Genomic DNA, 13,370 nt, shown 5'->3' on the forward strand with positions numbered 1-13,370 from the left:
GACTCGTCTCGCACATTGCTTGGTCCTGTGGAGCAGTTTGGAGTGCTCGCCACCCTGTCAAGGTGGAGGCCGCGGGTTCAAATCCCGTCAGGACCGCTTGCAGATCGCTGCGGCGAACTGCGTGGCTGGGTAGCTCAGTTGGTACGAGCGATCGCCTGAAAAGCGATAGGTCGCCGGTTCGATCCCGGCCCCAGCCACCAGCCGAAGGCCCCGTCCGGTGGACGGGGCCTTCGCCGTTCCCGGGTACCCGAGTGGCAGAGCGGTCGAATGCCTGGGTAAGGGCTGCCCCGAGTGCCTGTGCACCCGACCGCGTACGGGGTTCAGCCCTTCTCCTCCGAAGATGCCCGTCCCTCCGGGGAGGCCCGCTCCTCCGGGGAGGCCCGCCGGTCCGTCCCCCTCTCCTCCCCGTCCTCACCCGCGTCGTCGCCTCCGCGCCGACGCCATGCCCGTACCGCGAGGAGCAGCAGCGCCACCGCCACCACGCTCCCCAGCAGCGCCCCGTCCGGCACCCGTTCACCGAAGCGTTGCGCCCACTGCTCCACGGCGAACGAGTCGTCCACGTCCAGCAGTCCGGGCAGCGCGGTCGTCCCGTCGTACGCGAGGAAGACCGCCCCGAGCCCGATGAAGAAGAGCCCGGACAGCAGCGAGGTGGTGTGCAGTTCGAACCGGCCGACACGGAAGGTACGGCCACGCAGCCAGGCCCGGCGGCCCAGGTCGAAGCGCTCCCAGAGCACCGCGAGCAGGAACAGCGGTACGGCCATCCCCAACGCGTACACGGCGAGCAGCAGTCCGCCGTAGGCCGGACTGCCACTGACCGCCGCCACCGTGAGGACACTGCCGAGGATCGGCCCCGCGCAGAACCCCGCCAGCCCGTAGACCGCGCCGAGGGCGTACACGGATACGGCGGTGGTCGGCCGAATCCGTCCGCTGAGGGCGGCGACGCGGCGCGAGGCGAAGCCGAGTCCGACGATCTGGGCGACTCCGAGGGCGATGATCAGCCATCCCGCACCCAGGACGAGCCGGTCACGGTGGCTGTAGAAGATCCGTCCGGCGTACGAGCCGGCGGCGCCGAGCGGGACGAGGGTGGTGGCCAGGCCGGCGTAGAAGATTCCGGTCCGGGCCAGCAGCCGTGAGGTCGAGTCGACGGAGTACGCGAAGAACGCGGGGAGCAGCAGGGCGCTGCACGGGCTGACCAGGGCCAGCAGTCCGCCGAGGAAGGCCGCGAAGTAGCCGATGTCGGCGGTCACTCGGCGGTGGCCTTCGGGGAGCCGGAGTCCTTCGCGTCCCCGCCCGGGACCTTCGCCTTCCCGCTCCGGGCCGCCTCCTCCGCCGCCCTCTCGATGGCCCGGGTGAACGTCTCCGTCGGCTGGGCCCCGGCGATCGGGGTGCCGTTGATCAGGAACGACGGGGTGGAGGTGGCGCCGATCCCGTACCCCTGCTCCTGGTCCTCGCGCACGGCGTCGGCCGCCGCCGAGCCGTCGGCGTCGCGTACGAACCTCGCCAGGTCCGGCACTCCCGCCTGCTGTGCGAGGGCCTTCAGCCGGTCCTTGCCGAAGCCCTTCTCCTTGGCGCCCTCGGCGTACGCGGCACGGTGGAACTGCCAGAAGCGGTCCTGCTGCCCGGCGGCCCAGGCGGCACGGGCGGCGGCCTCCGACTCGGCGCCGAAGATCGGGAAGTTGCGCCATTCGATGCGCAGGGTGCCGTTCTCGACGTACGTGCGGACCAGGGCGGGTTCGGTGTCGCGGGCGAACTTCCCGCAGTAGCCGCACTTGAAGTCGGCGTACTCGATGAGGACGACGGGTGCGTCCACGCGGCCCTGGGCGAGCTTGTCGGTTCCGTCGCGGCGGGCGAGCGTCGGGAGGCCGGCCGCGTCGCCGGGGACCTCGGCCGCCGCCCCGGAGGATGCCGAGGATTCGTCGGCCGCCGACACCGACGAGCCGGCGGAGGTGTCGGGTGCGGTGGCCCGGTACGAGACGAAACCGAGCAGGGCGGCGGCGAGGACGACTCCGGTGCCGAAGAGCAGCGGCTTTCCGGACGAGGGCTTGGCCCTGGCGGATGACGAGGACGTGGGCCTGGGCGTGGACTTGGACGGCGATTTGGACGGCGATTTGGACGTGGGCATGGCGAACTCCGAGCTGTTCCGAGCGGTTCCGGGATGTTCCGGCTGTTCCGGCTGTTCCGGCTGTTCCGGGCAGAACCGCGGAAGAGGTGAACGGTGAGGTGAGGGAAATGGACGGCTCTGGGGCGAACAGGCCCTCTACACCCTCAGCACGGAGAGTTCGACCGGGGTGGGCGCGGCGGGCTCCGGTCCGGCCGGCCGCAGTGGAACGGGGGGCTCGACCGGAGCCTGTCCGGCGGTCGGGGCGAGTCCCCACTCGGCGAGACCGGGCGCCTGGTCATGAGCACCCCGCGCCCTGGTGGGTACGACGGGTTCGCCGCCCTGGCGCTTCGTACCCTCGCGACAGCCGGGCACCCGTCGGTCGTCGGCGCCGTCGTCCGCGACAGCGACGGCGGTGTCGGGTCCGGCCGCGGGGACAGCGACCGGTCCCGGCACCGGGCCGGACGCCGCCGCGGACACGGGCGGCCGTGCCGATCCCGCGCTCGCGATCCCCGGCCCGCACAGCAGTCCCACCGCCACCACGAGCACCGCCACCAGGCAGCACCACCGCGCACGGCCCGGAGCGCGTGGCGCCGTGCGCGGGCGCGGGCGGGACGGCAGGGACACGGTGACCGGCCTCTCTGGTTCAGCGACGAAGACGGGCGGCGACGGCGAGCCACGGTCCGACGGCGACGAGCTACGGTCCGACGACGGTGACGCGGCGCACGGCACCCAGCGCAAGGCTCTCGACACCCGGCACCCCGGCGCCCGGACTACTGCGGATACGGGTGATCAGTTGCCCGAAATGGTACGTGCCGGCCCACCGCCCGCCCGCGCACCACCCCCGATCCACCGGCCTCGTCCGCCGGCCTCCGGCGCCACCATCCGCCCGCCGGCAGCCCCGCCATCCGCCCCGCCCCGTCCGCCCCAGCGCCCGCCCCACCGCGAATCCCCGTGAAATGGGTTCGCCACTCTTCGGGCGCGGGTGCGATCCTGGGGTCCGTATGTCTACTTCCTTTGCCGATCTCCAGTCCCAGCTCGGCGCGCTCTCGCTCCGCGACGCGCACCGGCTCGGCCGGCGTCTCGAAGGCGCCCGCCGCATCCGCAAGCCCGAGGCCCGGCAGTCCGTGCTGGACGAGATCGCCGCCGAGGCCGGGAAGGCCGCCGAGCGGCTTGCCGCGCGCGCCGCGCGGATGCCCGCCCTGTCGTACCCCGAACAGCTTCCGGTCAGCCAGAAGAAGGACGAGATCCTGGAGGCGATACGTGACCACCAGGTCGTGATCGTCGCCGGTGAGACCGGTTCCGGCAAGACCACTCAGATCCCCAAGATCTGTATGGAGCTGGGCCGTGGTGTCCGGGGGATGATCGGGCACACCCAGCCCCGCAGGATCGCGGCGCGCACGGTCGCGGAGCGCGTCGCCGACGAGCTGGACACGCCGCTGGGCGAGGCCGTCGGCTGGAAGGTGCGCTTCACCGACCAGGTGAACCCGGAAGCGACGTTCGTGAAGCTGATGACGGACGGCATCCTGCTCGCCGAGATCCAGACGGACCGCGAGCTGCTGGCGTACGACACGATCATCATCGACGAGGCCCACGAGCGGTCGCTGAACATCGACTTCCTGCTCGGCTATCTGGCCAGGCTGCTGCCCAAGCGCCCCGACCTCAAGGTCGTCATCACCTCCGCGACCATCGATCCCGAGCGGTTCGCCCGGCACTTCGGCGAGGCGCCGATCGTCGAGGTCAGCGGGCGTACGTATCCGGTCGAGGTCCGCTACCGGCCGCTGCTGGAGGACGAGTCCGAGGACGCCGACCGCGACCAGATCACCGCGATCTGCGAGGCCGTCGACGAGCTCCAGGCGGAGGGCCAGGGGGACATCCTGGTCTTCCTCTCCGGTGAACGGGAGATCCGCGACACCGCGGACGCCCTGAACAAGAGGAACCTCAGACTCACCGAGGTGCTTCCGCTGTACGCGCGCCTCTCGCACGCCGAACAGCACCGTGTGTTCCAGCGCCACACCGGCCGCCGTGTCGTCCTCGCGACGAACGTCGCCGAGACCTCGCTGACCGTCCCCGGCATCAAGTACGTCATCGACCCCGGCACCGCCCGGATCTCCCGCTACAGCCACCGCACCAAGGTCCAGCGGCTGCCGATCGAGCGGATCTCGCAGGCCAGTGCCAACCAGCGCAAGGGCCGCTGCGGGCGTACGTCGGACGGCATCTGCGTCCGGCTGTACTCCGAGGACGACTTCCTGACCCGGCCCGAGTTCACCGATCCGGAGATCCTTCGTACCAACCTGGCGTCCGTCATCCTCCAGATGACCGCGGCCGGCCTCGGCGACATCGAGAAGTTCCCCTTCATCGACCCGCCGGACCACCGCAACATCCGCGACGGGGTGCAGCTCCTCCAGGAGCTGGGCGCGCTGGACCCGGGCGAGAAGGAAACCGGTAAACGGCTCACCCCGCTGGGCCGGCAGCTCTCCCAGCTGCCCGTCGACCCCCGGCTGGCCCGCATGGTCGTCGAAGCCGAGCGCAACGGCTGCGTACGCGAGGTCATGGTCATCGCCGCGGCCCTGTCCATCCAGGACCCGCGCGAGCGGCCCGCCGAGAAGCAGACGCAGGCCGACCAGCAGCACGCCCGGTTCAAGGACGAGACGTCCGACTTCCTGGCGTTCCTGAACCTGTGGCGTTATCTCCGCGAGCAGCAGAAGGAACGCGGCTCGTCCAGCTTCCGCCGCATGTGCAAACAGGAGTACCTGAACTTCCTGCGCATCCGCGAATGGCAGGACATCTACGCGCAGCTGCGCACGGTCGCCCGGCAGATGGGCATCTCGCTCAACGAGGAGGACGCGCCCGAGCAGTCGGTGCACGTCTCGCTGCTCGCCGGTCTCCTCTCGCACATCGGGCTGAAGGACACCGAGAAGAACGAGTACGTGGGCGCGCGCAACGCCAAGTTCGCGATCTTCCCCGGCTCGGCACTCTTCAAGAAGCAGCCGAGGTTCGTGATGTCGGCCGAGCTGGTCGAGACGTCCCGGCTCTGGGCGCGGGTCAACGCGAAGGTCGAGCCCGAGTGGATCGAACCGGTGGCCCAGCACCTGCTGAAGCGCACCTACAGCGAACCGCACTGGGAGAAGGACCAGGCGGCGGTGATGGCGTACGAGCGGGTCACGCTGTACGGCGTACCGATCGTCGCCCAGCGCAAGGTCAATTTCGGCCGGATCGACCAGGAGGCGTCGCGTGATCTGTTCATCCGCAACGCCCTCGTCGAGGGCGACTGGCGCACCCATCACCAGTTCTTCCATGACAATCGCAAACTCCTCGGCGAGGTCGAGGAGCTGGAGCACCGCGCCCGGCGCCGCGACATCCTGGTGGACGACGAGACGCTCTTCGACTTCTACGACGAACGCATCCCCGACGACGTCGTGTCCGGCGCGCACTTCGACTCCTGGTGGAAGAAGAAGCGCCGGGACGAGCCGGACGCGCTGGACTTCGAGCGTTCGATGCTCATCAACGAGAAGGCCGGGGCGGTCACCAAGGACGACTATCCGGACAGCTGGCGGCAGGGAAAACTCAAGTTCCGGGTGACCTACCAGTTCGAGCCGGGCGCGGACGCCGACGGTGTGACCGTCCACATCCCGCTCCAGGTCCTCAACCAGGTCACTTCCGAGGGCTTCGACTGGCAGATCCCCGGACTGCGCGAGGAGGTCGTCACGGAGCTGATCCGGTCCCTCCCGAAACCGGTCCGGCGGCATTACGTGCCCGCACCGAACTACGCGTCGAAGTTCCTGGACCGGGCCGTCCCCCTCCAGGAGCCGCTGCCGGTCACCCTCGCCCGTGAACTCCAGCGGATGGTCGGGGTCCCCGTCACGGCCGACGACTTCGACCTCTCCCGGGTCCCCGACCACCTCAAGATCACCTTCCGGATCACCGACGAGCGGCGCCGCAGGATCGCCGAGAGCAAGGACCTGGAGGAGCTGAAGGTCCAACTGCGTCCGAAGGCCCGCCAGGCCCTGTCCCAGGCCGCCGCCGCGACCGCCGGGCCCTCCGGGGAGTCCATCGAGCGGTCCGGCCTCACGGACTGGACGATCGGCACCCTGAACCGCGTCTTCGAGACCAGACGGGCCGGCCAGCCCGTCAAGGCGTACCCGGCGCTGGTCGACCAGGGTGACACCATCGCGGTACGGCTCTTCGACACCGAGGCCGAGCAGCGGCAGGCGATGTGGCGCGGCACCCGGAAGCTGATCCTGCTCAACATCCCGGTGAACCCCGCGAAGTTCGCCTCGGACACCCTCACCAACCAGCAGAAGCTCGCGCTCTCCCGCAACCCGCACGGCTCGATCCAGGCGCTCTTCGACGACTGCGCGACGGCGGCGGCCGACCGGCTGATCGCCGTCCACGGCGGCCCGGCCTGGGACGAGGAGTCGTACCGGAAGCTGTACGAGAAGGTGCGCGCCGACCTCGTCGACCTGACCGTGCGCACCATCGGCCAGGTGCAGCAGATCCTGGCCGCCTGGCAGGCCTGTGAGCGGCGCCTCAAGGCCACGAACAGCCTGGCGCTGGTCAACAACCTCACGGACGTACGGGAGCAGCTGGCCCGTCTCGTGCCGTCCGGCTTCGTCACCGCGACCGGGCTGAGCAGACTGCCGGACCTGATGCGCTATCTGGTCGCGGCGGACCGCCGGCTCCAGCAGATGCCGACGGCGGTGCAGCGGGACACCACGCGCATGGAGAAGGTCCACGAGATGCAGGACGAGTACGCCTGGCTGCTGGAACAGATGCCGCGGGGGCGGCCGGTGCCGCAGGAGGTGCTGGACATCCGCTGGATGATCGAGGAACTGCGGGTCAGCTACTTCGCACACGCGCTGGGAACGGCGCACCCGGTCTCGGACAAGCGGATCGTGAAGGCGATCGACGCGGCGGCTCCGTGAGGGGTGTCCCGTAGCGGGAGCGCGACCTTGAGTGAGTTCGACCCGGGCCGCCGACCTCCTGTACAGTCTGGTTTCGCAGCCAGCCGCGAGGCAGCCGCGAAAATCTGGTCCTGTGGAGCAGTTTGGAGTGCTCGCCACCCTGTCAAGGTGGAGGCCGCGGGTTCAAATCCCGTCAGGACCGCAGTGAGGAAGCCCGAATCCGGAATGGATTCGGGCTTTCGTCATGTCTTGACGCGGGCAGCGACCGCGGGTACTTCAGTCAGCACAGGCTTTCCCGCGCCGCCCCGCACTCTCGACGCGCCCCCGCCGCTCCCGGAACCACGCACGCCGGGCCCCCTCACCCGGGCTCCGCCCCTCGCGTGGCACCACAGAAGGCGGCGCGGACCGTACCGGCGGGCGGTGCGGGAGGCGCGGGGCAGTGCGGGCCCATCGGGAGGTGGCGCGCTTGACGGCGTCCACGGCGAGGCACGAGACCCGCGCACTGCTGCGGGCGCATCTGGCGGCGGCTTCGGGCTATCGGCACCTCACCCGGCACTGCCCGATCTGCCACCGCCTCATGCGGCTCGCCATGGAGCCTGTGGGGCCCGTACGGCCGTTGATCATCCGTACACCGCCTCCCGCGCCTCCTACGCCCCCCAGGCCGCCCGAGGCGCCCGCAGAACGCACAGGGCGGCCCCCAGGGGACGTCTCCGGCGACTCCGCGCCCATCGGCCGGTCGGACTCCGCCGAGCGCTCCCGTTCCTCCGGGGAGCCGGCAGGGCCGAGGGGGCACGCGGGGGCGACAGGGCCGGCAGGACCGACAGAGAAGCGCCTTGATGGTGTGACGCGAGTCACTTGACGAGTTTTGAGAACGACCGACCTTACACCCTTCCTACAACTGACGAATTTAATATGTGCAATTGCACCACTCCCCGGGAGCCTCCCCTGACCGTTCCGACCGGACCCGTCCACACCCGTCCCGACCCGTCCCCCCGCCCCCACGGGAGCCCTCGGACCGACCGCTCGGCGTCGGCCCGGCCGGCGCACAGAGCCGTCCGCGACGCACGGCGGCACGCTGGAAGGGGCCAGAACCAAACCGGGCGGGCGGTTACGGAAACCTGGGCGTAGGGGACATTCCCCGGGGTACGGGCACATGGCGCGGGCACAAAAAAAATCGCGCTGGACCCGGCGGAGTCCAGCGCGATTCGACGACATACCCGTATTGCATGGGTAGGGCGCCTGTTGGGGCAGGCGTCCGTCGTGTGGAGCTATGGGTGGGCGAGACCTGGGTTGGGGGACCCGGGAACGCCCGGTTGTGATGCGGCGACAGGGGTGTGTCAGGCCTCGCTGCGCTGCTGCGGAATACCCGCAAGCAGTGCGCGGACCTCTGCCTCGCGGTACCGGCGATGCCCACCGAGCGTGCGGATGGACGTGAGCTTGCCTGCTTTGGCCCAGCGGGTGACCGTCTTCGGGTCCACGCGGAACATCGTGGCAACCTCAGCCGGGGTCAGCAGCGGCTCGGCATCAGGGGTGCGAGCGGTCATGAGCGGCCTCCTCGGGAGAACCGAACCATCTCGGTTCTTTCCTCTAAATTCTGCACCTTGACCCGCGTTGCCCGAAATGGCGGACGCGGGCCGAGTCGGTTATAGGACGAACGGCTTGTCCTCGGCACTACAACTACACCATCCGTCCAGCCACGTCGGCCAAACCGATGGAATTGCCCTCCCAGTTGTTCATCAGCGACGGAAGCCGATGGACCATGCCATAGCGGACAGTCACATCACCGTGACGATCAGTCACAGAGCGATCAGGGGCCACCAGACCCCCCATAGCGTGCAATGCAGAGCAATCCGCCCATAGTTGGACGGATGGAGCCCTCCCCGGACTCCTTGTCCTATTTTGGCACGAGGAGTAGGGAAGGGCGCAAGAGCCCCGTTAGTGCTATCCATCACGCTTGAGCCAAAGGCCCGGTTCGGGACGTAGGTCCCGAACCTACAGGAGTAGGCTTCCGCCCCCCTGATCACACGGGCCTCACGGGACATCGGTTCACGCCCCGTCAGCTCTCATAAGTATGTTCGATGTCCGTCAGGTGCGTTCGATCGATGTGGGGGCCGTTCCTCCCCGTTCGGCCCTGCCCTGGGCCATTCGGCCCATTCAGGCCCCTTCACGGCCGTTGGGGCCGCTTGCGGACGTTCAGCGGTCCTGGACCCGGATGAGAGCGTTGGGAACGCTACGGGCCCGCTTGGGCCGGTTGACGCCGTTCAGCTCCCGGTGGCTGTTTCGGCGGCCGAATCGTCGGTTCATCAGTTGGCGAACTGCCGGTCCCGTACCGCCCGCCATCTTTCCGCGAGCCGCCCGTACGCCACCCCCGCGCCGTCGCTGTCGCCGTCCCGCAGGGCCGCGATGCCCTCGGCGACGTCCGCCGCCGAGCGGTCCTCGGCGAGCCGGCTGCCCGGCAGCGCGTGCACCAGACCGCCGTAGTCCAGCTCGACCAGGGCGCGCGGATGGAACTCCTCCAGCCACCGGCCCACATCGACGAGCCCTTCGGTGAGCGGCCCCTCGTCGACCGTCTCCCGCAGCGTCTTCAGCGCCCGCGCCAGCCGGCGCCGCGCCTGCACCATCGGCGTCCGGTACCGCAGCACGGGCGGCCCGCCGTCGACGCCCGCCGCCGCGTACTCCCGCTCGTCGTCCGAGAAGAGCACGAACCAGCGCACCGGCACCTGCCAGACCGCGCTCCTGATCCACGGCCGGGCGTCAGGGTTGTGTTCCAGCCAACGTTCGTGGTCCGCGGCGGCCTGCCCCCGCACCACCGGAGGCAGCACCGCGTCCAGCACCGGCGGCGGGAATATCTCGGCCAGCTCGGCCAGTGCCAGCCAGCCCCGCAGCCTGGTGCGCCACGGGCAGACGCACACCACCCCGTCCACTTCGGCGACGAAGGCGTCCGCGCTCTCGTGCACCGGTACGCCGACCGGCGGGGTGGGCACCAAGTCGGCCAGGGAACGGCGGAGTTCGTCCTGGGCCGTGGGAATCTCGGCACGCCCCGCGTAGCGCTCCCAATGGGCCCGTTCGGCCTCCGGGAACGCGGCGAGCGGTTCGTACACCCGGAGGTAGGACGTGTAAGGGACGAGCACCGAAGACACCACCGACATGCCGCAAATCGTTTCACGCCCGTACCCCCTGGAGGGGGTGATCTCCGGCACTGGGCCGAATCCGCGCCCTCCGGGATTACGCTCTTGCCCAGTCGGGCCGACCGTGCCGGTCGGCCCGGGGCCCTCCCCACCTCCAGGAGGGTCTTCCGCCGCCTCGTACTTGGGAGTCACCACAGTGACCGATCTGACCGACGGCGTCCTGCACACCCTGTTCCACTCGGAGCAGGGGGGCCACGAACAAGTCGTGCTCTGTCAGGACCGCGCCAGCGGCCTCAAGGCCGTCATCGCCCTTCATTCCACCGCCCTGGGCCCCGCCCTCGGCGGCACCCGCTTCTATCCGTACGCCTCCGAGGAGGCGGCCGTCACGGACGCGCTGAACCTGTCACGCGGTATGTCCTACAAGAACGCCATGGCGGGGCTCGACCACGGCGGCGGCAAGGCCGTGATCATCGGCGACCCCGAGCAGATCAAGACCGAGGAACTGCTCCTGGCGTACGGACGGTGCGTGGCCTCGCTCGGCGGACGGTACGTCACCGCGTGCGATGTCGGCACCTACGTCGCCGACATGGACGTCGTGGCCCGCGAGTGCCGCTGGACCACCGGCCGCTCCCCCGAGAACGGCGGCGCGGGCGACTCCTCCGTGCTCACCGCCTACGGCGTCTTCCAGGGCATGCGCGCCTCGGCCCAGCACCGCTGGGGCGACCCGACGCTGCGTGGCCGAAAAGTAGGTGTCGCGGGCGTCGGCAAGGTCGGCCACTACCTGGTCGAGCATCTGCTGTCGGACGGCGCCGAGGTCGTCATCACGGACGTGCGCGAGGAATCGGTGCGGCGGATCATCTCCCGGCACCCCGGGGTCGCGGTGGCGGCGGACACCGCGGCGCTGATCCGCACCGAGGGCCTGGACGTATACGCCCCGTGCGCGCTCGGCGGCGCGCTCGACGACGACACCGTCCCGGTGCTCACCGCGTCCGTGGTGTGCGGCGCGGCCAACAACCAGCTGGCCCACCCGGGCGTCGAGAAGGACCTCTCGGACCGCTCGATCCTGTACGCCCCCGATTACGTGGTGAACGCGGGCGGCGTGATCCAGGTCGCCGACGAACTGCACGGTTTCGACTTCGACCGCTGCAAGGCGAAGGCGTCGAAGATCTTCGACACCACGCTGGCCATATTCGCACGTGCGAAGGAAGACGGTATTCCGCCGGCCGCCGCGGCCGATCGCATCGCCGAACAGCGGATCTCCGAGGCCCGCGGCCGCTGACGCCCTCGGGGGCGCGCTGCCGCCGTCGGCCCGCCCGGCCGGGGAGACAAGACTCACCTCGGTCGGCGGGTCGGCCGATCGGAAGAGGTTAAAATCGCAGTTGACCAGGGAGGACAGTGCTCCTCACCGGTTCCGGACCCGGGCGCGTGATGCGGGCGACGTACCGTATGGTCGTGGAAGCAGGTACCGTTGAAGCTCTACGGACGGGGTCTCGCAGCTGAGATTCCGTCCGGAGAAATGAACGCGTGTCAAGACTCTGGGGCCGTCGAGCCCCGTCACCGAGGGGGTCGAGCCATGGGGCGCGGCCGGGCAAAGGCCAAACAGGCAAAGGTTGCCCGCCAGCTGAAGTACAGCAGCGGCGGGACTGACCTGTCGCGTCTGGCCAATGAGCTGGGCGCATCATCTCCGAGTCGACCAGTGAACGCGAAACCGTTCGAGGACGACGACGAGGAAGATGACCCGTACGCACAGTACGCGGATCTTTACAACACCGATGAGGACGAGGACGAGGACGACAAGTCCGGTCCTTCATCACAGCGCCGCGGCGCTTGACCTCGCGCTGACACATCAACCCGGTCCGGGCCTGCCCGGACCGGGTTCTGTGCTGTCCCGGGCCCGGTCCCCGGAGGGCTCCGGGCCGTACGGCGGAGCAGGGAGTGAGGCGGGAAGCGGAACGGACGGCGATCCGGTCGGCGGAGCAGTCATGAACCGGCCGTCGGGCGGGCCTGTCGGCCCTGCGGGTGCCCGGCCGTCGTGGCGCCGGCCGGTCGTGCCGATGTGCTGTGCGACCCCTGTGTGTCCGCTGTGGCCCGGTACGGCCCCGGCGCCCGCACGGGCCCTCGCCCGCCCTCCGCGCGCCCCGGGGCGACCGCGTCCTACCGTGCGTAGTCACCGGTCAGTTCGGCGCCCGTGGTGTGGCTGCCGCGTTCCGTGATCTCGCCCGCGACCCAGGAGTCGACACCGCGGTCGGCGAGCGTCGTCAGGGCGGCGTCCACCGAGTCGGCGGGGACGATCGCGATCATGCCGACGCCCATGTTCAGCGTCTTCTCCAGCTCCAGCCGCTCGACCCGGCCCGCCGTGCCGACGACGTCGAAGACCGCGCCGGGCGTCCAGGTCGAACGGTCCACGGTGGCGTGCAGCCCGTCCGGGATGACCCGGGCCAGGTTGTTGGCCAGGCCGCCGCCGGTGACATGGCTGAAACCGTGCACCTCGGTCGTGCGGGTGAGCGCCAGGCAGTCCAGCGAGTAGATCCGGGTGGGTTCCAGCAGTTCCTCGCCGAGGGTGCGGCCGAACTCCTCGACGTCCCGGTCCAGCGACCAGCCGGCCCGGTCGAAGACGACATGGCGGACCAGCGAGTACCCGTTCGAGTGAAGACCGGACGAGGCCATCGCGATGACCGCGTCCCCCTCACGGATGCGGTCCGGTCCCAGCAGCTGATCAGCCTCGACCACGCCCGTACCGGCGCCCGCGACGTCGAAGTCGTCGGGGCCGAGCAGCCCGGGGTGCTCGGCGGTCTCGCCGCCGACCAAGGCGCAGCCCGCGAGGACACAGCCCTCGGCGATGCCCTTCACGATGGCCGCGACACGCTCGGGGTGCACCTTGCCGACGCAGATGTAGTCGGTCATGAAGAGGGGTTCGGCACCGCAGACGACCAGGTCGTCGACGACCATGCCGACGAGGTCGTGGCCGATGGTGTCGTACACGCCCATCTTGCGCGCGAGGTCGACCTTCGTACCGACTCCGTCGGTGGCGGAGGCGAGCAGCGGGCGCTCGTAGCGCTTGAGGGCCGAGGCGTCGAAGAGGCCGGCGAAGCCGCCGAGACCGCCCAGCACCTCGGGGCGGCGGGTCTTCTTCACCCACTCCTTCATCAGCTCGACCGCGCGGTCGCCGGCTTCGATGTCGACGCCCGCTGCCGCGTACGAAGCACCTGTTGTCTCAGACATGGCCTGGGATCTTTCGTG

The 13,370-nt window shown here is 70.0% G+C and carries 10 protein-coding genes and 3 tRNA genes; 7 read left to right on the forward strand and 6 right to left on the reverse strand.

Annotated features, from left to right (window positions below):
- The first annotated feature begins 21 nt into the window (after positions 1–21).
- Positions 22–96 (forward strand) — tRNA-Asp (locus tag PZB75_RS13940).
- Positions 97–123: 27 nt separating this feature from the next.
- Positions 124–200, forward strand: a tRNA-Phe gene (locus PZB75_RS13945).
- Positions 201–320: 120 nt separating this feature from the next.
- Here the strand turns inward: PZB75_RS13945 and PZB75_RS13950 are convergent.
- The 3 genes from PZB75_RS13950 to PZB75_RS13960 form a co-directional block, all read right to left on the reverse strand.
- Positions 321–1,247 carry a cytochrome c biogenesis CcdA family protein gene (locus tag PZB75_RS13950; RefSeq protein ID WP_275535616.1) on the reverse strand — a complete coding sequence of 309 codons (927 nt, stop codon included), beginning with the start codon at positions 1,245–1,247 and terminating at the stop codon, positions 321–323.
- Positions 1,244–2,122: a thioredoxin domain-containing protein gene (locus tag PZB75_RS13955; RefSeq protein WP_275535617.1), complete on the reverse strand. Its 879-nt coding sequence runs from the start codon at positions 2,120–2,122 to the stop codon at positions 1,244–1,246. The genes PZB75_RS13950 and PZB75_RS13955 overlap by 4 nt, the downstream gene beginning before the upstream one ends.
- 135 nt (positions 2,123–2,257) lie before the next feature.
- The gene (locus tag PZB75_RS13960) at positions 2,258–2,653 is read right to left on the reverse strand and encodes a hypothetical protein (RefSeq protein ID WP_275535618.1); all 396 of its coding nucleotides are present in this window, start codon (positions 2,651–2,653) and stop codon (positions 2,258–2,260) included.
- 449 nt (positions 2,654–3,102) lie between these two features.
- Between PZB75_RS13960 and hrpA the strand changes: the two genes are divergently transcribed.
- From hrpA to PZB75_RS13975, 3 genes are all read left to right on the forward strand, one after another.
- Positions 3,103–7,023, forward strand: a complete 3,921-nt coding sequence (hrpA, locus tag PZB75_RS13965) for an ATP-dependent RNA helicase HrpA (RefSeq protein WP_275535619.1) — start codon at positions 3,103–3,105, stop codon at positions 7,021–7,023.
- Positions 7,024–7,129: 106 nt separating this feature from the next.
- A tRNA-Asp gene (locus PZB75_RS13970) sits at positions 7,130–7,204 on the forward strand.
- Positions 7,205–7,468: 264 nt separating this feature from the next.
- Positions 7,469–7,861 (forward strand): DUF6274 family protein, encoded by a 393-nt coding sequence (locus tag PZB75_RS13975; protein ID WP_275535620.1) that lies wholly within the window; start codon positions 7,469–7,471, stop codon positions 7,859–7,861.
- Positions 7,862–8,339: 478 nt separating this feature from the next.
- Here the strand turns inward: PZB75_RS13975 and bldC are convergent, their stop codons facing one another.
- Entirely contained in the window at positions 8,340–8,546 is a 207-nt protein-coding gene (gene bldC / locus PZB75_RS13980; RefSeq protein WP_003949541.1) for a developmental transcriptional regulator BldC, read from the reverse strand.
- 759 nt (positions 8,547–9,305) lie between these two features.
- Positions 9,306–10,151 carry a hypothetical protein gene (locus tag PZB75_RS13985; RefSeq protein ID WP_275535623.1) on the reverse strand — a complete coding sequence of 282 codons (846 nt, stop codon included), beginning with the start codon at positions 10,149–10,151 and terminating at the stop codon, positions 9,306–9,308.
- Between the two features lie 175 nt (positions 10,152–10,326).
- Between PZB75_RS13985 and PZB75_RS13990 the strand changes: the two genes are divergently transcribed.
- Both PZB75_RS13990 and PZB75_RS13995 read left to right on the forward strand, forming a co-directional pair.
- Positions 10,327–11,409, forward strand: coding sequence for a Glu/Leu/Phe/Val dehydrogenase dimerization domain-containing protein (locus PZB75_RS13990; RefSeq protein WP_275535624.1), 1,083 nt, complete (start codon positions 10,327–10,329; stop codon positions 11,407–11,409).
- Positions 11,410–11,703: 294 nt separating this feature from the next.
- Positions 11,704–11,961, forward strand: coding sequence for a DUF3073 domain-containing protein (locus tag PZB75_RS13995; RefSeq protein ID WP_275535625.1), 258 nt, complete (start codon positions 11,704–11,706; stop codon positions 11,959–11,961).
- A 323-nt stretch (positions 11,962–12,284) separates the two neighbouring features.
- Here the strand turns inward: PZB75_RS13995 and purM are convergent, their stop codons facing one another.
- Positions 12,285–13,352: a phosphoribosylformylglycinamidine cyclo-ligase gene (gene purM, locus PZB75_RS14000; RefSeq protein WP_275535626.1), complete on the reverse strand. Its 1,068-nt coding sequence runs from the start codon at positions 13,350–13,352 to the stop codon at positions 12,285–12,287.
- Between the last annotated feature and the right edge of the window lie 18 nt (positions 13,353–13,370).

The organism is Streptomyces sp. AM 4-1-1, from assembly GCF_029167625.1.
Lineage (GTDB): Bacteria > Actinomycetota > Actinomycetes > Streptomycetales > Streptomycetaceae > Streptomyces.

Excerpts from the sequence above, each read along its gene's own strand:
- PZB75_RS13955 (WP_275535617.1), bottom strand. The coding sequence starts at position 2,122 with ATGCCCACGTCCAAATCGCCGTCCAAATCGCCGTCCAAGTCCACGCCC.
- hrpA (WP_275535619.1), top strand. The coding sequence starts at position 3,103 with ATGTCTACTTCCTTTGCCGATCTCCAGTCCCAGCTCGGCGCGCTCTCG.
- bldC (WP_003949541.1), bottom strand. The coding sequence starts at position 8,546 with ATGACCGCTCGCACCCCTGATGCCGAGCCGCTGCTGACCCCGGCTGAG.
- PZB75_RS13985 (WP_275535623.1), bottom strand. The coding sequence starts at position 10,151 with ATGTCGGTGGTGTCTTCGGTGCTCGTCCCTTACACGTCCTACCTCCGG.
- PZB75_RS13995 (WP_275535625.1), top strand. The coding sequence starts at position 11,704 with ATGGGGCGCGGCCGGGCAAAGGCCAAACAGGCAAAGGTTGCCCGCCAG.
- purM (WP_275535626.1), bottom strand. The coding sequence starts at position 13,352 with ATGTCTGAGACAACAGGTGCTTCGTACGCGGCAGCGGGCGTCGACATC.